Origin of the sequence: Streptomyces sp. NPDC058796 (assembly GCF_042745235.1) — a bacterium.
In the GTDB taxonomy this organism is placed as follows: Bacteria; Actinomycetota; Actinomycetes; order Streptomycetales; family Streptomycetaceae; genus Streptomyces.
This window is the reverse complement of record NZ_JBHYOP010000017.1, coordinates 78,772-98,971: the sequence shown is the minus strand read 5'-3', so window position 1 is coordinate 98,971 and position 20,200 is coordinate 78,772. Positions and strand designations below refer to the sequence as shown.

9 protein-coding genes are annotated in these 20,200 nt (G+C 74.5%); 4 read left to right on the top strand and 5 right to left on the bottom strand.

The genetic code is table 11. The features are described from left to right. Positions 1-1,709 (bottom strand): type I polyketide synthase (locus ACFW47_RS32475; protein WP_386307947.1); only part of this gene is annotated, 1,709 nt, incomplete at its 3' end. A 240-nt stretch (positions 1,710-1,949) separates the two neighbouring features. Between ACFW47_RS32475 and ACFW47_RS32470 the strand changes: the two genes are divergently transcribed. The 4 genes from ACFW47_RS32470 (at position 1,950) to ACFW47_RS32455 (ending at position 9,486) form a co-directional block, all read left to right on the top strand. Beyond that, entirely contained in the window at positions 1,950-2,663 is a 714-nt protein-coding gene (locus ACFW47_RS32470) for a YcnI family protein (RefSeq protein ID WP_386287649.1), read from the top strand. 149 nt (positions 2,664-2,812) lie between these two features. Further along, the gene (locus tag ACFW47_RS32465) at positions 2,813-4,351 is read left to right on the top strand and encodes a GMC family oxidoreductase (RefSeq protein ID WP_386287647.1); all 1,539 of its coding nucleotides are present in this window, start codon (positions 2,813-2,815) and stop codon (positions 4,349-4,351) included. Positions 4,352-4,441: 90 nt separating this feature from the next. Further along, the gene (locus ACFW47_RS32460) at positions 4,442-8,437 is read left to right on the top strand and encodes an amino acid adenylation domain-containing protein (RefSeq protein ID WP_386307952.1); all 3,996 of its coding nucleotides are present in this window, start codon (positions 4,442-4,444) and stop codon (positions 8,435-8,437) included. After that, positions 8,437-9,486 carry an NAD(P)-dependent alcohol dehydrogenase gene (locus ACFW47_RS32455; RefSeq protein WP_386287645.1) on the top strand — a complete coding sequence of 350 codons (1,050 nt, stop codon included), beginning with the start codon at positions 8,437-8,439 and terminating at the stop codon, positions 9,484-9,486. The genes ACFW47_RS32460 and ACFW47_RS32455 overlap by 1 nt, the downstream gene beginning before the upstream one ends. A gap of 107 nt (positions 9,487-9,593) precedes the next feature. Here the strand turns inward: ACFW47_RS32455 and mpaD are convergent, their stop codons facing one another. The 4 genes from mpaD to ACFW47_RS32435 all read right to left on the bottom strand — a co-directional run bounded on the left by mpaD (position 9,594) and on the right by ACFW47_RS32435 (position 20,134). Next, complete coding sequence (gene mpaD, locus ACFW47_RS32450; protein WP_386307945.1) at positions 9,594-10,892, bottom strand: daptide-type RiPP biosynthesis aminotransferase; 1,299 nt, start codon at positions 10,890-10,892, stop codon at positions 9,594-9,596. Between the two features lie 11 nt (positions 10,893-10,903). Beyond that, the gene (locus tag ACFW47_RS32445; RefSeq protein WP_386287642.1) at positions 10,904-11,926 is read right to left on the bottom strand and encodes a ketoacyl-ACP synthase III family protein; all 1,023 of its coding nucleotides are present in this window, start codon (positions 11,924-11,926) and stop codon (positions 10,904-10,906) included. 67 nt (positions 11,927-11,993) lie between these two features. After that, complete coding sequence (locus tag ACFW47_RS32440; RefSeq protein WP_386307944.1) at positions 11,994-17,456, bottom strand: type I polyketide synthase; 5,463 nt, start codon at positions 17,454-17,456, stop codon at positions 11,994-11,996. Positions 17,457-17,935: 479 nt separating this feature from the next. Beyond that, positions 17,936-20,134 (bottom strand): MMPL family transporter, encoded by a 2,199-nt coding sequence (locus ACFW47_RS32435; RefSeq protein WP_386307942.1) that lies wholly within the window; start codon positions 20,132-20,134, stop codon positions 17,936-17,938. Between the last annotated feature and the right edge of the window lie 66 nt (positions 20,135-20,200).

Here is a 20,200-nt window from a genome sequence, read left to right as displayed (position 1 = left end):
TGGTGGTAGAGGGTGCGGGCCATGCCGGGGTACTGGCAGCCCTGTCCGGGCAGCAGGAAGACGGTGCCGCCGGTGGTCGGGGTGTGGTGGCCGGTCACGAGGGCCGGATGCGGCGCTCCCCCCGCGAGCGCCTCCAGGGCCTCCAGGGCCGTCCGGCGGGATCCTGCGGTGACCACCGCCCGGCGCGGGAACACCGTGCGGGTGGTCACCAGCGCGTCCGCCACCCGCGACAGCGGCAGCTCCGGGCGCTCGGCCAGGTGGGCTCGCAGCCGCGCGGCCTGTCCCCGCAACGCGCCCGGCGTCCTCGCGGACACCACCAAGGCCACCGCCTCCTCCGCCGGTCGGCGCTCCTCGGGCCGGCACGACACCGACGGCGTGGGGGGCGGGGGCTCCGCCAGGACCATGTGGCAGTTCGTGCCGCCCATGCCGAAGGAGCTGACGCCCGCCACCCGGCGTTTTGCGGCCGGCCAGTCGGTCAGTTCCCGTTGGACGCTGAGGCCCAGGTCGTCGAGCGGGATGTCGGGGTGCGGCCGTTCGAAGTTGAGGGAGGGCGGAAGCAGGCCGTGGCTGATGCTGAGCGCCGCTTTGAGCAGCCCCGCGATGCCGGCGGCGCCCTCCAGATGGCCGATGTTGGTTTTGACGGAGCCGACCCGCAGGGCCCGGCCGGCCGGGCGCGTCGCGCCGAACACGGCGCCCAGGGCGGCGGCTTCTACGGGGTCGCCGGCCCGGGTGCCGGTGCCGTGGAGCTCGACGTATGCCACGACGCCGGGTGCCACGCCGCTCGCGCGGTGGGCAGCGCGCAGTACTGCGGCCTGCCCGTCGGGGCTCGGGCGGGTGAGGCCGTCGGTGGCCCCGTCGTTGTTCGTGGCGCTGCCGAGAATGACGCAGTAGACGGAGTCGCCGTCGGCGACGGCCTCTTCCAGGGGCTTGAGTACGACGACTCCGCCGCCTTCCCCGCGGACGTATCCGTTGGCCCGGGCGTCGAAGGTGAAGCAGCGGCCGTCGGGTGAGAGCGCGCCGAACCGGGCGGCGCCGACGGCGTTCTCCGCGGCGAGGTTCAGCTGGACCCCGCCGGCCAGGGCCAGTGCCGAGGCTCCGCTCCGCAGGCTTTCGCAGGCCAGGTGGACGGCCACGAGGGAGGAGGACTGGCCGGTGTCGACGGTGATGCTGGGACCGGTCAGGCCGAGGGTGAAGGAGATGCGGTTGGCGATGATGCCGCGGTTCAGGCCGGTGAGGGAGTGCCGGGTCAGCGCGCCGGGGCCGGGCCGGCGGGCGAGGGCGGCGTAGTCGTCGCCCATGACGCCCGTGAAGACACCGGTGCTGCCGCCGCTCAGATCACCGGGGACGATGCCCGCGTCCTCCAGGGCTTCCCAGCTCAGTTCGAGCATCAGGCGCTGCTGCGGGTCCATCGCCGCGGCCTCGCGCGGTGAGATGCCGAAGAAGTCGGCGTCGAAGGCGTCGACCTGATCGAGGAATCCGCCGCGGTGCGTGCCGGGTTCGCGTAGGGGGCTGCCGGTGTCGCCGCCCGCGCCGGGCAGCAGCCAGCGTCCCTCGGGCACGGTGGTCACGGCGTCGCGCCCGTCGCGCAGCAGTCGCCAGAAGGCCTGCGGGTCCGGTGCCTGCGGCAGTCGGCACGCCACCCCGACGACCGCGATCGCCTGCCGCGGCACCGCTCCGGGCGCCTCCCCGTCATCGTGCATCGCACTCATGTCCCCTCCGCACTCGACCGCGTACCGGACCGGCCGGCGTCCGCCGGACGGCGGACCGCACCAGTTCCGCATCCTCGCGGCCCGTCCAGGGCGCGGCATCTCCGACGTTGCCGCACCACTGGGCAGGACAAACCCGTCCGCGGCAACGGCAACTTGGGAGATGCCGGGCTGTGTGCGGGCACCGGAGAATCCCTGGTGCCCGGGCCGGTGGGCCCGGCCCGATCTCTGCGAGAGGAAGACATGCTCCGTCCAACCAGACTCCTTGCCGCACTCATAGGGGTGCTCGCGATCGTCCTGGCTGCCGCGATCCCCGCGTCGGCCCATGTCACGGTCAGCGATCCCGCGCAGGTGACCGCGGGTACGTTCAAGCGGATCACGTTCTCGGTCCCCAACGAACGCACCGCGGCCAAGACCAAGAAGCTGAAGATCGTTCTGCCCGTCGACGAGTCGCAGAAGCTGGCCCGTGCGCTCGCCAAGCGGCTTCCGGGCTGGAGTATGTCCATCCGCAAGCAGAGCGGCTCCACTGAGATCGGCGAGGGCGTGCTCTCCGTCACCTGGACCGCCTCTTCGTCGGCCTCCTCCATCGCGGCCGGTCAGTTCGAGGAGTTCACCCTGACCGTGGGCCCCATCCCGAACACCGACCGGATCTACTTCGACGCGGTTCAGTACTACGACAACGGCGAGGTCGTGCGCTGGGACCAGCGCCCGACCGCCGAGACCCCGCACCCCGAGCACCCGGCGCCGTCCGTGAAGGTCGTGCCGGCCTCGACCGCCTCCGACGCCAAGGCCGCGTCGACCACCAGCACGGTGGCCCTGGCTGGTGCCGACGCCGCCACCGGGGACGGCCGCGGCTCCTCCGACACCGCCCTGCTGATCGGTGCCGTCGCCGCCGTGGGCGCGGGCGGCCTGCTCTGGCAGCGCCGTCGCGTACGCCACGCCGACCGGGTTTCCTGAGCAGGACCCGCGTCGCCCGGTCCGTGGTCCCGCACACCGTGCGGGGCCGTGGGCCGGGCTCACCGCACGACCGCTGCCGTCAGTCACTCCTCCGCCTCGCCCGTCGCCCCGACGGGGCCGTGGCGGCCGATGCGAAGAGGCCCGATCACATGCCTGAAGTCGCACAGTCCGGCCACTGGGACGATGTGGTGGTGGGCGGTGGCTCCGCCGGCGCCGTCCTGGCCGCCCGGCTCTCCCAGGACCCGGATCGCCGGGTGCTGCTGGTCGAGGCGGGGGTGGAACGCCTGGGCGAACCCCAGGCCTCCTATCCGCTGGGGATGGCGGTACTCAGCGGATACAACTGGGAGTACGCCGCCTACATGGGCACCAGGCCGTCCGGCCGGCAGGGGCCGTACGGGGTGGGCAGGCTGCTCGGCGGGTCCTCCGCGATCAACGGTGCGATCGCCCTGCGCGGCCTGCCCGCCGACTTCGAGGCGTGGGCGGCCGCGGGGAACCCGGAGTGGTCGTGGAAGTCGGTCCTGCCCTACTTCCGCGCCCTGGAGACCGATCCCGACTTCCCCGGCGAGGAGCACGGCAGCGACGGGCCGATCCCGGTGCGCCGTCCCCGGCCCGAGGACCTCGACCCGTTGGCGCGGGGCTTCCTGCGGGCCTGCCGGGAGCAGGGCCTGCCCGAGGTGCCGGACATGACGACCGGCGCCGTCGGGGCGGGGCCGCTGCCGAGCAATGAGCGGGACGGGCGCCGCGTCTCGACGGCCGAGGCCTATCTGGAGCCCGCGCGCGGCCGCCCGAACCTGACGGTGTGGACGCGGACCGAGGTGTCCCGGGTGCTGTTCCGGGGGCACAGGGCGCGCGGGGTGGAGGCACTGCGCGAGGGCCGTACGGTCACGGCCGGGGCGGACCGGGTCACGCTGTGCGCCGGCGGTGTCAACACGCCGCTGGTCCTGGAGCGTTCGGGTCTCGGGGACGGCCGGAGGCTGACGGCGCTGGGCGTTCCGGTCGTCGCCGACCTGCCCGGTGTGGGCGAGGGTCTGGCCGATCACGTGGCCACGGTGATCTGGGCTGTTCCCAAGCCGGAGGTGTGCCGCAAGGGGGTGCCCTGGCATCAGGTGATGGCCCGGCTGGCGCGCCCGGACGGCCTGCCGGACCTCGGGATCTTCCTGGCCGGCAACGTCACCGAGGAGACCATCCCGGAGGTGGGGATGGTGACCGACGAGCGCATCGCCGTCGTGCTGTCGGCCATGCTGCTCGCCCCGAAGTCGCGCGGAGCGGTCCATGTGTCGGGCGCGGCGCCGGGCGACGCCCCGGTGATCACGCTGGGCATGCTGTCGGAACGGGCCGACGTGGAGCGGTTGATGGAGGGCACGCGGCTGCTGTGGTCCCTGGTGCGCTCCCCGTCCATGGCCGGCCATCTCCAGGACGTCCTGCTGTGGACCGAGCGCATGATCCTGGAGGAGGACCGGCTGCGCCGGTCCGTGAGCCGTTTCGCCACGCCGATGTGGCATCCGTCGGGGACGGCCGCGATGGGGCCGGCCGACGACGCCTCGTCGGTGGTGGACCAGTACTTCCGGGTGCATCAGGTGGAGAACCTGCGGGTGGTGGACTCGTCGGTGATGCCGTCGCCGCTGCTCTCCCCCATGAACCTCACCTGCATCATGCTCGCCGAACGGGCCGCCGCGTGGCTGGCCTGATCCTCCGCGCGGGCCCGTTAGGGCCGTGCGGGCAACCGTGTGCGCAACGCCGCCAGACAACCTCAGAACGGGGAGAGCACCGTGAGTGAGATGGACCTCCGCGGCCCGGCTCCCGCCGACCGTGAGCCGGCCGCCGACCTGCCGTCCGGCGCCTCCCACGAGTTTCCGCTGACGGACATCCAGTCCGCGTACATCGTGGGCCGCAGCCGCATGGTGGAGCTCGGCGGGCAGCAGCAGTACTACATCGAGCTGGACGCGGTCGGCTTCGATCCGGCGCGCGGCGAGGACGCGCTGAACGAGATGGTGCGCCGGCACGAGACCCTGCGCACCGTGATGGGCGCCGACGGGTACGGCCGGGTGATGGAGCCGGGGCAGCAGCCCCGGGTGCCGATCCGGGTGGTGGACCTGGCGGGCCTGGACCCGCGGGAGCAGGAGGAGGGCATCCGCCGCACGCGTGAGGGCATGTGCTCCGAGGGCCTGGACCCCACGGGCTGGCCGCTGTTCGAGGTCGTCGCCAGCCGGCTGCGCCGGCACCGCTACCGGGTGCACTTCCGCTACAGCCTGATCCTCGTCGACGCGCCGAGCCTGAACACGGTGGTCGACGAGTGGCTGGAGGTGTACCACGATCCGGGCGTGCGGCTGGCGCCCGTGGAGAAGACGTTCCGTCAGTGGCGGGCCGAGCTGCTGGCCGACGAGCGTGGCGAGGGCTTCGGCAAGCAGTGGGCGTACTGGGAGCAGCGGCTGGACAGCCTGCCGGAGGGGCCGCAGTTGCCGCTGGTGCGCCAGCCGAAGAGCATCGACGCGGTCCGTTTCACCGCCCGGACGGTCTTCCTCAGCCGGGAGCAGTGGGAGACGTTCTGCGCCAACGTCCGCAAGCACCGGGTGATGCCGGCCACCGCGCTGATGCATGTGCTGTCCGAGGCGCTGGCCTCGTGGGCGTCGGTTCCGCACTTCTGTCTCAACGTGGTCCACCTCAACCTGGTGGCCCGGCGCCCGGGTCCGCCCGTGGTGGGGCAGCGCACCGCGACCCTGCCGCTGGAGGTGGACCACCGCGGCGAGGGCGGCTTCTGGGAGCGGGCCAAACTGCTGCAGCGCCGCCTGTGGAAGGACATGGCCAACAGCGATGTGACGGGTGTGCGGATCAGCCGGGAGCTCGCGGCGCGCAGCGGCTGGTCGCAGCGGGCCGCCTTCCCGTACGTCTTCACCAGCAACCAGGGGCCGGGCTGGGACACCCCGCCGCCGCAGAGCCGGCCGGCGTTCCGGCCGGTGGAGCGCATTCAGCACACGCCTCAGGTGCTGCTCGACAACCAGATCCGCGATCTGCCGGGCGGTGGCGTCGCCTCGAACATCGACTTCGTGGACGAGGCGTTCCCGCCGGGGCTGCCGGATCTGCTCGCCGAGTGCTACCGGAGCATGCTGGAGGCCCTGTCCCGCCCGGACGGGGCGGACGGGGAGTCCGACCCCGTTCCGGCCGCCCACCGGGCGCTCGTCGACGCGCTGAACGACACCGCGCGTCCGCTGCCCGAAGGCCGTCTGGAGGACCGGTTCCTGCGGCGGGCGGCCGAACTGCCCGAGGCGCCGGCGGTGGTCACCGAGGGCCTGACGCTGAGCTACGCCGAGCTGGAGGCGCGTTCGCGCGCGGTGGCGCACTGGCTGCTCGGCCAGGGGGTGCGGCGCGGCGACATCGTGCCGGTCGTCATGGTCAAGGGGTGGGAGCAGGTGGTCGCGGTGCTCGGTGTACTCCGGGCGGGCGCCGCGTACGTGCCGATCGACGCGCTCATGCCGAAGGGGCCGATGGCGGACCTGCTGGAGGAGTGTTCGGCCCGGGTGGTGCTGGCCCAGTCCCACACGCCGCCGGAGCTCGGCGGGGCGGCGCGCCCGGTGCTGCACGTGGACGAGACCGGCCCCGCGCAGGACGGCCTGCCGACGGTGGAGTGCGGCGCGGACGACCTCGCGTACATCATCTACACCTCGGGCTCCACCGGCCGCCCCAAGGGCGTCATGATCGAGCACCGTTCGGCGCTGAACACCGTCCTCGACATCAACGAGCGGATCGGACTGGGCCCGGCGGACCGGGTGTTCGGCATCTCCTCCCTCGCGTTCGACCTGTCGGTGTGGGACGTGTTCGGCACGCTGGCCGCCGGTGCCGCGCTGGTGGTCCCGGACCCGGCGCCGCTGCCCGACCCGCTGTCCTGGGCGGCCGCCGCGCACCGGCACGGCGTGACGGTGTGGAACTCGGTGCCCGCGCTCGCCGAGATGCTGGTGGAGGTGGCGGAGGAGCGGCCCGAGCTGGGCCGCGCCCCGGTCCGCGCCTTCCTGCTGAGCGGCGACTGGGTGCCCACCACGCTGCCGGACCGAATGCGGCGGCTGTGGAGCGCGGTCCGTGTCATCGCGATGGGCGGCGCCACCGAGGCGTCGATCTGGTCGAACATCTACGAGGTGGGCGAGACGGACCCGGCGTGGCGGTCCGTGCCGTACGGGCGGCCGCTGACGAACCAGACGATGAAGGTGCTCGACCACCGGCTGGAGGTCCGCCAGCCGTGGGCGGTGGGCCGGATCCACATCGGCGGCGTCGGGCTGGCCCGGGGCTACTGGCGGGACGAGGAGCGCACCGCGGACCGGTTCATCACGCATCCGCGCACGGGTGAACGCCTCTACCGCACGGGCGATCTGGGCCGCTACTGGCCGGACGGCACCATCGAGTTCCTCGGCCGCGAGGACCGGCAGGTGAAGATCCTCGGGTACCGGGTGGAGCCGGGATCGGTGGAGGTGGCGCTGCGCGCACATCCCGGGGTGCGCGAGTGCGTGGTGTGCGTCGACGACGCCCCCGGCGGCCAGCGGCGCCTGGTGGCGCTCACCGTGCCCGAGCCGGACGCACGGCTGGACGGGCAGGCGCTGACGGCCCATCTGCGCGAGCATCTGCCCCACTACATGATTCCGGGGCACATCCGGATCGTGGACCAGCTGCCACTGAGCGCGAACGGCAAGGTGGACGTCGCCCGCGCCCTGGAGCTGGTCGCCGCGCCGCAGGACGGCACGGCCGGGGTGCGGGACGACGACCCGGTGCTCAAGCAGCTCGCCGAGCTGTGGTCGGAGCTGCTGGAGGTGCCGTCCGTCGGCCCGGACAGCAACTTCTTCGCCCTGGGCGGCAATTCGCTGCTGGCGCTGCGGATGGTCAACCGGGTGCGCGGCGAGTTCGGGACCGACCTTCCGCTCGGGCGGGTCTTCGAGGCGCCGACCGTGCGGGAGTTCGCCGGCGCGCTCACCCCGGACGGCGTCAGCGCCCTCCACCGGCCGTCGTGCGCCGTGCAGTTGTCCGACGGCGAGGGGCCGGAGCTGACGCTGTTCCATGTGATGGGCGGCTCGGTGGCGCCGTACGTGCCGCTGGCGCGGAGCTGGCCCGGACCGGTCCGCGCCTTCCAGAGCCGGCCGCACGTCGATATGTCGGAGGACGCCTTCGCCCCGGACCTGGCGGCCATGGCGGCGGGCTATCTGCGGGAGCTGCTGCGGCTGCGGCCGGAGGGCCCGTATCTCCTGGGCGGCTGGTCGATGGGCGGTTTCCTCGCCTACGAGGTCGCGTGCCAGTTGCGGGAGCTGGGCCGTACGGCGCACGTGTTCATGATGGACAGCCGGATCACCGATCTGAAGGTGGCCGACACCGAGGTGGAACGGCATCTGGCGTTCGTGGTGACGCTGGCGCTCGGGCCGGCGCCGCGCACCGTCGAGACGGCGATCCGCTCGGCCCGCCCGGAGAACCTCTCCCAGGTGGCCCGGGACGTCTGTGTCGCGCACGGGCTGCTGCCCGGTGAGGTCGACGTGGCCGGGTACGAACGGCTGCTGCGCATCCAGCAGCACGAGACGCGGCTGACGGCCGACTGGCGGCCGCGGCCGCACGACCAGCCGACGCTGCTGTACATCGCCGACGAGGAACCGCTGCCCGATCCGGCGTCGGTGTGGCTGACGGTGTGTCCCGGCATCGACCTGGTGCGGATGGCGACCGACCACGCGGGCATCGGGCGGCCGCAGCGGCAGGAGGAGATCGCCGCCCATCTGGCGGGGTGGTTCGCCGAGCGGCGGAGGCCGTGATGCGGGCGGCCCAGCTGCGGACCCCGCGCCGGGGCCCCGAACTCGTCGAGGTGCCGGTGCCGGAACCGGGTTGGGGTCAGGTCCTGCTGGCGATGACGGCCGTGGGCCTGTGCCATTCGGACTTCCTGCTGCTGGACACCCCGCTCGGCATGCTGCGGCGCATGGGCATTCCGGTGCCGCTGACGCTGGGCCACGAGCCGGTGGGCACGGTCGCGGCGCTGGGCGCCGGCGTGCACGGGCTGCGCGAGGGCGATGCCGTCGCCGTGTACGGGCCGAGGGGCTGCGGCGCGTGCCGGCGGTGCGCGGGCGGCGCCGAGAACCTGTGCCCGCGCAGCGCCTCCCTCGGGATCGCGCCGCCCGGGCTCGGGGCCCCGGGCGGTCTCGCCGAGTACATGCTGGTGGACTCGGCGCGGCATCTGGTGCCGCTCGGCGGTCTGGACCCGGTCCAGGCCGCGCCGCTGACCGACGCCGGACTGAGCGCCTACCACGCCGTCCGGCGGTCCCTGCCCAAACTGGTCGCGGGAAGCACGGCCGTGGTGATCGGCATCGGGGGCCTCGGGCATCTCGCGGTCCAGTTGCTGAGGGTGCTCACCGCCGCCCGGGTCGTCGCGCTGGACGTGAGCGAGGCCAAGCGGCAGCTGGCGGCGGAACTGGGCGCGCACACCACGCTGATGTCCGACGAGGCGGCCGCGCCGCGGATCCGGGAGCTGACGGACGGGGCCGGCGCGGACGTGGTGCTGGACTTCGTCGGGACTCCGCAGACGGTGGGGCTGGCCGGTGCCTGTGTCGGCATCGGCGGGGACGTGACCATCGCGGGCGTGGGCCGCGGGGCGCTCCCGGTCGGCTTCGACACGCCCGCGTACGGTGTGTCGGTCGCCGGGACGTACTGGGGCACGCGCACCGACCTCGTGGAGGTCCTGGAACTGGCCCGCTCCGGGCTGCTCACGTCACGCGTGCGGACGTTCGCGCTGGACGAGGTCCCCGAGGCCTACGAGATGCTCCGCCAGGGCCTGGTGACCGGCCGCGCCGTCGTCCTGCCGGCACGGTGACCGCCGGCCCCTTGGCGCACCGGCCGTAGGCGGGCGGCGCGCCCCCCGCACGCGGTCCGGCCCCGCTCCCGTCGACGGGAGCGGGGCCGGTCCTTGTGCGGGGCAGGTCAGGAAGTCCGGGCGGCCTTGGCGGCGGCGCGCTCCCGGCGGGCCCGCGCGAAGTCGTCCAGGCCCGCCTCCAGCGCCCGCAGCAGCTCACGGACCTCCGCCTCGGACCAGGTGAGCGCGGGGAAGAGCTGGACACAGCTGGGGCCGGGGTAGACCAGCGCGCCCCGGGCCCGCACCGCGTCGATCAGCTGCATGACGTGCGGCTGCCAGAACACGGTGCCGTTGGGCGTGCGCAGGTGCAGCGCCTGGAAGCAGCCGACGCCCGTCGCCTCCGCGGCCAGGTCGGCCCGGTCGACGAGGTCGGCGAGCCCCTCGGCCAGCAGGCGGCCGTTGCGCCGCGCCGTCGTCAACGCGTCGAGTTCCTCGATCTGCCGCAGGGTCGCGAGGATCGCCGCACAGCTCGCGGGGGTGCCGGCCTGGGTCTCGCCGTGGATGAGCGTGGCGTTGTGCCGGGCGAACTCCTCCCACACCCGGTGGGCGACGAGGATGGCGGAGGCGGCGCAGGTGCCGTTGGTCAGCCCCTTGGAGGTGAGCAGCAGGTCGGGCGACTCGGGCCACAGCTCGCTGGCGAACAGGGTGCCGGTCCGGCCGAAGCCGGTGGCGACCTCGTCGCACACCAGCAGGTAGCCGTGCTCGTGCCGCAGGGTCACCAGAGCCTTGACCAGCTCGGGACCGAGCGCCAGCGAGCCGGTGCCCAGGACGGGTTCGACGACCACGGCCGCGACCTGCGAGCCGCATTCCTCGAGCAGCCTGGCCAGCTCCTGCGGGTCCTTGTGGCCGACGTGCCGTACGAGGCGCGTGTCGGCCCCGTACATCGGCTTCTGGAAGTCCTCGCCGGACAGCGCGAATCCGCCGTAGGTCTGCCCGTGGTAGCTGCCGTACAGGCCGATCACCAGCTTGCGGTCGGGCTCGCCGCGCAGATGAGCGTACTGGCGCACCATCTTCATCGCGACGTCGTTCGCGGAGCTGCCGGACGTCGAGTACAGCACTCGCGCGTAGCGGTCGGGGCCGGCGGCCTCGACGAGGGCGCGGGCGGCGTCGCGCGCGTAGTCGTGCGTGCGCCGGAACGTGCCCATGTACGACGCGTCCAGTGTGGCGTCCGCGACGGCCTGGGCGATGGCTCGGTTGCCGTAGCCGAGGTTGGCGTTCCACAGGCCGCTGGTGGCGTCCAGGACCTCGGCGCCGTCGGCGAAGGTCAGGCGGTGGCCCTGGGCGCGCACCACACGGCGCTCGTCGGCGCCGTGCTCACTGGGCGGCAGCAGCAGGTCCCACACGAGATGATCATCGACTTCTGACACGGGTCGTCCCCTCAGTCGAGCCACGAAGGCCGGTCGGTGATGCGGATGGCGACGGTGGTGCCGCTCCAGCCGGGCGCGGCGGCGTGGAGCACGGCGTGGTCACCGGGCACGAGCGTGCCCGCGGCCAGCATCCGTTCCAGGGAGATGAACTGGTCGCAGCCACCGACGTGTCCGATGGTGCGGCCGGTCTCCCAGCTGGTGGCCTTCGGCCGGATGCCGAGCGGCTCCAGGAACCACTGCTCCAGGGCCCGGCCGTCGGCGTTGACGGAGATCAGCGCGGCCACGTCGGAGGCGTTGAGGCCGGCGTCGACCAGGGAGCGCTGCACCAGGTCGAGACTGAACCCGCTGATGCGTTCGATGGCGTCGGTCATCGGCAGGACGCTCTCGGTGAACTCGGCGACGGTCCGCGCCAGGCTCAGCGGTTCGAACTTCGCCTCCTGCGGCGGCAGCAGGTCGTCGTTGCCGCGGTGCCATCCCTCCAGCAGCGGCAGGGTGCTGGAGTTGACCGCGAGGACCTCGGCGAAGCCGCCGTCGGTGCTCAGCGTGACGGCGGCCGCGCCGTCGCCCATGACGATGCCGGGGGCGAAGCCGCGCCAGCGGTCGACCAGCGGTGTGGAGTGGTTCTCGGCCGCGGTGATCAGCGCGTTGCCGTACTGCGCCGCCCCGGTGAGCTGCCCGATCGCCGTCTCCAGGCTGACGAGCATGCCGTTGCAGCCCTGGCGGACGTCCAGCGACGGGATGGCGTCCAGCCCCAGCTCGCGCATGATGTAGCCGGGCACGGAGATCTCCGCCGGTCCCTGGTAGAAGGCACCGGAGTGCAGGAAGGACGCCACGGGTTCGCCGTCCTCGCCGAGCCGATCCAGGGCCGTGCGGGCGGCTCGGACGGCCATGTCCGGGGCCGAGAGGCCGTCGGCCACGTGGGTGCCGCGCCAGCCGACCGTGTCGTACAGCTCCTGGTCGTACAGGCCCTCGGCGATGGCCTCCTGGGCCGTCACATGGCGCGGCAGGTACGTGCCGACGGAACTGATGTACACGCCTTGCACTTTCACGGAGCATCTCCCCCAGTTCGGGTCGTCTCGGGTGGCGGGAGGAGCCGAGCCCTCACTGGAGCCGCTCCTTCAGGTGGCGCACGAGCAGATCCACGGTGGGGTGTTCGCGCACCAGGGTGGTGGGCAGCCGCAGACCGGTGGCCTTGCTCAGCCGGTTGCGGAACTCGATCGCGCTGAGGGACTCCAGGCCCAGCTCCTTGAGCGTGCGGCCGGTGTCCACGGAGTCCGGGGAGGCGTACGACAGGACGGCCGCGACCTGGGTCCGTACGAGGTCCAGCAGGACCGTGCCCCGCTCGCCGTCCTCCAGGCCGGCCAGCCGGGCACGCAGCGTGCCGTCCGGCTCGGCCTGGGCGCGCGGGGTGACGATCGGCCGGTCCGGCAGGCGCACGAGGCCGCGCAGCAGCGGTGGCAGCGTTCCGGCCCTGGCCCGGCCGCGCAGCACGGTGGCGGTGACCTCGGCGGGCACCAGCAGCGGGCCGCCGCCGGTGAGGGCGAGGTCCAGCAGCACGGTGACGTCGTCGGCGCCGAACGGTGCGAAGCCCGCCCGGTGTCCGCCGCCGGGGGCGCCGGTGGTCCGGCCGTCCGGCCCGTCCCAGTCACCGGCGACGCTCACGCCGGCCTGCCGTGCCGCGTGCCGCCGCTCCATGAGAGCGTCGAGCAGGGCGGCGTCGGCGGCCCGCTCCGGCTGATCCGGGCCGCCGAGGAGCGCGGTGGCGGACGAGAACACGACGAACGCGTCGAGGTCGATACCGCGCTCCAGGAGGAGCCGGTGCAGGGACCAGGCCACCGCGGCCGAGGGCTGGGGGCCCACCGGGGCGGTGACGCCCGCCGGATCGAGCAGCTCCGGGGCCGGGTCACCCGACGGACGGGGTGCTCCCAGGGCCGCGTCGCCCGGCAGATCGGTCAGTTCCGGGGCCGCGTCGCCCGGGGAATCGGGCTGTTTCGAGGTGTCGGCGCCCGGTTGGTGGGGCCGTGCCGGGGCGGTGGTGTCCGGTCGGGGTTGTGGTGCGTCTGGGGGTGTGGCGTGGACGACTGCCGTCAGGGGGGCCGTCGCGGGCAGGGTGTCCAGCAGGGCGGCGAGCGCCTTCGGGTCGGCGGGGTCGCATGCGCTCACGGTGACGTCCGCGCCGTGGCCGCGGAGTTCCGCCGCCAGGTCGGCCACGCCGGGCCGGTCGGCGGCGGCCGGGCCGGCGAGCAGCAGCCGGCGCACGCCGTGCCGGGCGACCAGGTGGCGGGCGACCCGCGCGCCGAGCGGCCCCTTTCCGTCCGTGACGAGGACCGTTCCCCCCGGTGTGAGCCGGGGCCGGTCCGCCGGCCAGGGCCGCGCGGTCAGGCGCGGCAGGTGCGGGTGCCCGGCGCGCAGGGCGAGCTGGGGCGCACGGCTGAACAGGGCGGCGGCGAGGGCGCGCAGCGAGGCCGGCCTGCCGTCGACGTCGACCAGGGCACAGTCACCGGGGTGTTCGGCCTGCGCGGAGCGGATCACTCCCCACACCGGGGCGTCCATGAGTCCGGGCACGTCCTCGCCGTCCCGGACGGCGACCGCCCGCCGGGTCAGAAACACCAGGCGCGCGCCGCGCAGCCGTTCGTCCGACCGCCACCGCTCCACCGTGCGCAGGGCACGCCGGGTGGAGGCATACGCGAGGTCGGGGCCCGGTTCGGCCAGGGGCGGCGCGCCCAGGGACGCGCCGAGGACCAGCACCGTGTCCGGCACCGGGCCGCCCGCCCCGACGGCCTCGCTCAGGGCCGCCATGTCGGGGTGCGCCTCCGCGTAGGTGCCGGCCCTCATCAGCGCCCCGCGCAGCCCGGTCGCGTCGTCGCCGACGACCGCCCAGCGGCCGCGGTCCGCGGGCACGTCGGGCAGGGCGGTCCTGGCCCACTCCACCCGGTGCAGGGCCATGGGCCGGGTCGGCGGGGCGGCGGCCGGTGCGGGGGCGCCGTACGCGAGGGACGTCACCGTCAGGACCGTCTCGCCGTCCGGGTCCACGGCCACGACGGCGCTCTCCCCGCCCGGTCCGGTCACGACCCGCACGCGCAGGCGCACGGCGCCGGTGGCGTGCAGGCGCACACCGCGCAGGACGACGGCGGGCACCTCGTGCGGTGGCCGCGCGGCTCCGTCCTCCGCGCCCTGCGCCAGGCCTGCTGTCGCGAGGACTCCCTCGAGAAGCAGCGGGTGCAGGCCGAAGGCGGGGGCGGTGCTGTGCAGGTGCTCGGGGAGGGCCAGTTCGGTGAGCGTCTCGTCGCCGCGTCGCCACAGGGTGCGCGGCCCGGCCGCGGGCGGTTCGCCGGGGCCGGCGGGCTGCTCGGAGGCGTCCGGCGGAGGCCAGGCGGTGAGGGCCTGTCCGTGACCGCGTACGGCCGGATCGGCCGGCGTGGCGCTGTCGTCGGTGAGGCGGCCCTCGGCATGCCGCGTCCACGGCTGGCCGGGCAGCGCGTCGTCGGCCCTGCTGTGGAGGGTGAGCGGCCGCACCCCCTGCGCGTCGGGGGCGCCCACCCGTACGCGCAGGGCGAGGTGGCCGCGTTCGGGCGGCGACAGCGGGGTGTGGACGGTCAGTTCGGCGAGCCGGCCGCACCCCGCCTCGTCCGCGGCGCGGACGGCTAGTTCCAGGAGGGCTCCGGTGGCCGGGGTGCCCGCAGCGAGCCAGGGCTGGTCGCGGGCGGACAGCCGCCCGGTGAGCAGGACGCCGTCGTCCTCGGGAACGTCCACCACCGCGCTCAGCAGGGGGTGTTCGGCGGTGGAGAGGCCCGCGGCGGTGACGTCGTGGGCCGCGGACTCCTCGGGGCGTGGCCAGTACCGGGTGCGCTGGAAGGCGTAGGTCGGCAGGTCGGCGGGGGCCGGTCCGTCGCCGCCGAGGACGGCGGCCCAGTCGACGGGGACTCCGCTCACCCAGGCCTGGGCGAGGCCGGCCAGGAGGGTGGGGTGTTCGGACCGTCCCGCGCGCAGGGCGGGCGTGAACACCGGTTCCCGGTCGCCGCCGTCGCCTCCGCTCAGCGCCGCCGGTCCCAGGCCGCTGAGCACACCGTCGGGCCCCAGCTCCAGGAACACCGAGGCGCCCTGCCGGGCCAGATGCCGTACGCCGTCGCTGAACCGGACGGCCTGCCGCACGTGCCGTACCCAGTAGTCCGGCGAGGCGAGTTCGCCGGGGGCGGCGAGCCGCCCGGTGAGGTTGGAGACGACGGGCAGCCGCGGGGTGCCGTAGGCCAGGTCGCGGATCTCCTGGCGGAAGGCGTCGAGCATGGGCTCCATGCGCGGCGAGTGGAAGGCGTGCGAAACCCGCAGCCGCTTGGCCCGCCCGCCCTTGTCGCGCCACGCGTCGGCGAGCCGCAGCACCGTCTTTTCGTCCCCGGACACGACCACGGAGTCGGGGGCGTTGACGGCGGCGACGGCCACGTCGGGGCCCGCCGTCTCCAGCAGCGCGGCGGCCTCCTCCTCGCTCGCCTCCAGTGCCACCATGGCGCCGCCCGGCGGCAGCGCCTGCATCAGCCGGCCGCGTGCCGCCACCAGGCGCGCGGCATCGCGCAGCGAGAGCACGCCCGCCACGTGCGCCGCCACGACCTCGCCGATGGAGTGGCCGCCCAGGAAGTCCGGCCGCACTCCCCAGGACTCCACGAGCCGGAACAGCGCGGTCTCCACAGCGAACAGTCCGGCCTGGGTGTACACGGTGCGGTCGAGCAGCTCCGCGGCGCCGGGCAGCACCTCCCCGCCGGGACGGCGTCCGGTCACCACGTCGGCCACCGGTTCAGGCACATGGCCGGCCAGCTCGCGGTCCAGTTCCGTGCAGGCGGCGTCGAAGGCGTCGGCGAACACCGGGAGACGGGAGCGCAGTTCGGCGCCCATGCCCGGGCGCTGTGCGCCCTGTCCGGTGAACAGTACCGCGAGCGGCGCTCGTTGCCGGGTCACTCCCTCGATCAGGCCGGGCGCCTGCTCGCCCTCGGCGAGTGCGGCGAGGCCGTCGAGCAGCTGCGGGACGCGGCCGTCGTCGGTGAGCACGACCGCACGGTGTTCCAGTGCCGCCCGGTGTGCCGCCAGTGCCCGGCCGGTGCCGGCCGCGTCGAGGCCTTCGGTGTTCTCCTCGCGGCTGCGTGCCCAGGTGAGCAGCCGCCGGGCCTGGGCGCGCAGCGCGCCCGCGCCGCGCGCGGAGACCACCCACGCCGCGGCGCCGTCCGCAGCGGCGGTGCGGGCCGCGGTGCCGGGCCCCGCCTCGGCGGCCTGCTCCAGCACCAGGTGGGCGTTGGTGCCGCTGATGCCGTACGAGGACACCGCGGCGCGGCGCGGGCGCCCCCCGGTGTCCGGCCAGGGCTGCTCCTCCGTCAGCAGGGCCACCCCGCCCGCGGCCCAGTCCACGTGCGGCGACGGCTCGTCGACGTGCAGGGTCCTGGGCATCCGGCCGTGCCGCAGCGCCATGACCGTCTTGATGACCCCGGCCACGCCCGCCGCGGCCTGGGTGTGGCCCAGGTTGGACTTCAGCGATCCGATCCACAGGGGCCGGCCGTCCTCGCGGTCCGCGCCGTAGACTGCGAGCAGGGCCCGGGCCTCGACGGGGTCGCCGAGCGCGGTGCCCGTGCCGTGGGCCTCCACGGCGTCCACCTCGCGCGGGGTCAGCCCGGCGTTCGCCAGGGCCTGGCGGATGACCCGCTGCTGGGCCAGGGGGTTGGGGGCGGTCAGTCCGTCGCTCGCGCCGTCCTGGTTGACGGCCGAGCCGCGGACGACGGCGAGCACCGGATGACCGTGGGCGCGGGCCCGCGAGAGGCGTTCCAGGAGCAGGACGCCGGCCCCCTCGGCCCACGCTGTGCCGTCAGCCGCCGCCGAGAACGGCTTGGCCCGGCCGTCCGGGGCCAGTCCGCGCAGCCTGCTGTACTCGACGAACATCGTCGGGGTGGCCATGACCGTCGCTCCGCCGGCCAGGGCGAGGGAGCACTCGCCCCGGGACAGCGCCTCGCAGGCCAGGTGCACCGCGACCAGGGAGGCGGAGGAGGCGGTGTCGACGGTGAGCGCGGGCCCTTCCAGGCCGAGCGCATAGGCCACCCGGCCGGACAGGACGCTGCCGGCGGTGCCGGTGAGCACATGGCCCGCGCTCTGGTCGCCGGCCCGCCGCAGCACGTCCGCGTAGTCCTGGCCGCTGGTGCCCGTGAAGACCCCGACCGGTTCGCCGCGCACGGCGGTGGGCGGGATGCCGGCGCGCTCCAGTGCTTCCCAGGAGATCTCCAGGAGCAGCCGCTGCTGCGGGTCCATGGCCAGCGCCTCGCGGGGCGAGATCCCGAAGAGGCCGGCATCGAAGTCGGCGGCGTCGTACAGGAACCCGCCCTCGTGGGCGAGGGAAGCGCCGGGCCGGCCCGCGTCGGCGGAGCGCAGTCGGTCCAGGTCCCAGCCGCGGTCCTCGGGGAGGGCCGAGACGGCGTCACGTCCGGCCGCCACCAGGTCCCACAGGTCCTCGGGCGAGGTGACCCCGCCGGGGAAGCGGCACCCCATGGCCACCACCACGATGGGCTCACGCTCGCCGGCTGTCACGTTCTCCACCCGTCACCACCTCACGGCGCCATGTCCCGCGCCAGTCGACCGGGGCCGCCGCGTCGGCCCCCACGAACCGGACGGGACGCGCTGCGTGTGCTGCGTGTGCGGCGTCGCCGTCGGCACAGCCCAGCCTGCGATCGCCCGCATCCGCTGTCATCGCCCAGATTGCTCATCCGCCGCCCGACCGCCACGCGCCGGCCGCGCCGCGGCGGGCCCGGCACGGTTCGGCAGGGCTCTCGGCACGGCACAGCGCGGCACACCACCGCGCCGTACGAGAAAGCACGGCGCGGCGCGGCACGGCGAAAGCGCAGCGCGGCCAGGCAGCCGGATCCGGCGTTCGCGCGCCGGATCCGGCTGGCCTCGCGGCCCGCGTGCCGCCGTGGTCGCCTCCGACGACCCGCGGGCCGCCGTGGTCACCTCCGAAGACCCGCGGGCCGCCGTGGTCACCTCCGGCGGCCCGCGCCGCCGTCCTCACCTCCCGCCGGTCACCGTTCGCCGACCAGGTCCTTCGGCCGGCCCGCCGCCGGGTCCTCACCGGGGTCCCGGCCCTCCACGGCGACCCGGGGCAGGGCGCGGTCCAGGCCGCGCGGCAGCCACCAGTTGGCCTTGCCGAGGAGGAACATCAGCGCGGGTACCAGCAGCGACCGCAGGACGAAGGCGTCCACGGCGACGGCACCGGCGAGGGCCACGCCGGTCATGACCGCGGCCTGGTCGGCACTGAAGATCGCGGAGCCGAAGACGAACACCATGATCAGCGCCGCGCAGTTGATGACGCGGGTGGTCTCGGCGAGACCGGTGCGCACCGCGCGGGCGTTGTCCCCGGTGCGCAGCCACTCCTCGTGCATCCGGCTGATCAGGAACACCTGGTAGTCCATGGACAGGCCGAACAGCAACGGCAGCATGAACGCCGGGATGTAGGAGGTGATCGGGCCCTCGCGGCCGAGGCCCAGCGTGTCCAGGCCCCAGCCCCACTGGAACACCGCGACGATGATGCCGAACGCGGCGCCCGCGGCGAGCAGGTTCATCACGGCGGCCGTCAGCGGTACGACGACGCTGCGGAAGGCCAGCATCAGCAGGATCGCGCCGAGGACCGCGATGAGCGGGATGAACACCGGCAGTCGCTCGGTGATCTCCTGGGCGAAGTCCTTCTGGACGGCCGTCTGGCCACCGATGTGGACGTCGAGGGTGGTGCCGCGCTCGGCCTGCGGCACGGTGGTGTCGCGCAGCCGGTCGATGAGGTCGTCGGTCGCCTGGTCCTGCGGCGCGTGGGCGGGGATCACCTGGTACACGCGCGTGGTGGCGTCGGCCGGGGTGGGCAGTGGGGCGACGTCGACGATCCCGTCCATGGTGCGCACCTGGTCGATCAGCCCGTCCAGGGCCCGTTCGTCGCCGGCGCCGCCGGGGACGTCCGCGACCAGTTGCAGCGGCCCGTTGAAGCCGGGGCCGAAGCCGTCGGCCAGCAGGTCGTAGGCCTGGCGTGTGGTCATCGACTCGGGCTGGTTGCCCTGGTCCATGGTGCCGAGCCGCAGCGAGAACGCGGGGATCGCCAGGAGCACCATCACCGCCACGGCGGCCGCTCCCACGGCCCGCGGCCGGCGCTCGACGAACGCGGCCCACCGTACGGCGGCGCGCCCGGCCCCGCTCGTGGGCGCGGCCTCCGCGCTGCCCAGGGCGCGGCGTTCGCGGCGGCTGAGCACCCGCGGACCCAGCATGCCGAGCAGGGCGGGCAGCAGGGTGACCGCGCAGACCACGCTCAGCAGGACGACGATCGCGGTGGCGACGGCGATGCCGTTCAGGAAGCGCATGCCGAGCGCGAACAGCGCCAGCAGCGCGAGGCACACGGTTCCGCCGGCGAAGACCACGGCCCGGCCGGAGGTGTTGAGCGCCCGCTCCACGGACGTCGCCGGATCCAGGCCGGACTTGAGGCCCTTGCGGTGCCGCGTGACCACGAACAGCGCGTAGTCGATGCCGACGCCGAGGCCGACCAGCGAGCCGAGGATCGGGGCGGCGTCGGGCAGGTCCACCACGTGGCTGAGCACTCCGAGCAGGGACACGCCGGTGCCGACCGCGAAGATCGCGGTCACGATGGGGACCAGCATGCCCAGCAGCGAGCCGAAGGCGAGCAGCAGCACGACGGCGGCTGCCAGGACGCCCACCAGCTCCGAGGCGCCCTCGGGCGGCTGCTGCGCGTACTCGATCGCCGCGCCGCCCAGTTCCACGCTCAGCCCGTCGGTGCGGGCGTCCTCGGCACGGTCGACGACCTTCTTGGTGTTGTCCTTGTCGAGGTCGTAGGCCTGCTTGGTGAAGGTGATCTCGGCGTAAGCCGTCTTACCGTCCTTGCTGATGTGTCCGGCGCCGTCCGGGTCGTACGGGCTCACCACGTCGCCGACGTCGGGCATCTCGGCGATGTCGCGCAGGGCGCCGGCCATGCGCTCGCGCACCGCGGCGTCGCGGACCGTGCCGTCCTCGGTGTGCCACACCACGGTGTCGACGTCGCCCGCCCGCTGCGGGAAGACCTTCTCCATCCGTTCGACGGCCCGCATCGATTCGGTGCCGGGCAGGTCGAACGCATTGGAGTAAGAGGTTCCGGCCCCCGCGCCCACGGCGGTGCCGACGAGTGCCACCACCCACAGGAGCAGCACCACCATCCGGTGCCGGTAGCACCATCGCGCCAGCTTGCTCATGACCCTCCCGATGACGGAGCGGAGAACGTACGGGTGGGGAGGGGATCCGGCGTCGGAGACGTGCGG

What these genes read in the sequence shown, in the direction of transcription:
- ACFW47_RS32460 (WP_386307952.1), top strand. Translation starts at nt 4,442, where the DNA reads ATGGACCTCCGCGGCCCGGCTCCCGCCGACCGTGAGCCGGCCGCCGAC.
- ACFW47_RS32435 (WP_386307942.1), bottom strand. Translation starts at nt 20,134, where the DNA reads ATGAGCAAGCTGGCGCGATGGTGCTACCGGCACCGGATGGTGGTGCTG.
- ACFW47_RS32465 (WP_386287647.1), top strand. Translation starts at nt 2,813, where the DNA reads ATGCCTGAAGTCGCACAGTCCGGCCACTGGGACGATGTGGTGGTGGGC.
- ACFW47_RS32470 (WP_386287649.1), top strand. Translation starts at nt 1,950, where the DNA reads ATGCTCCGTCCAACCAGACTCCTTGCCGCACTCATAGGGGTGCTCGCG.
- ACFW47_RS32455 (WP_386287645.1), top strand. Translation starts at nt 8,437, where the DNA reads ATGCGGGCGGCCCAGCTGCGGACCCCGCGCCGGGGCCCCGAACTCGTC.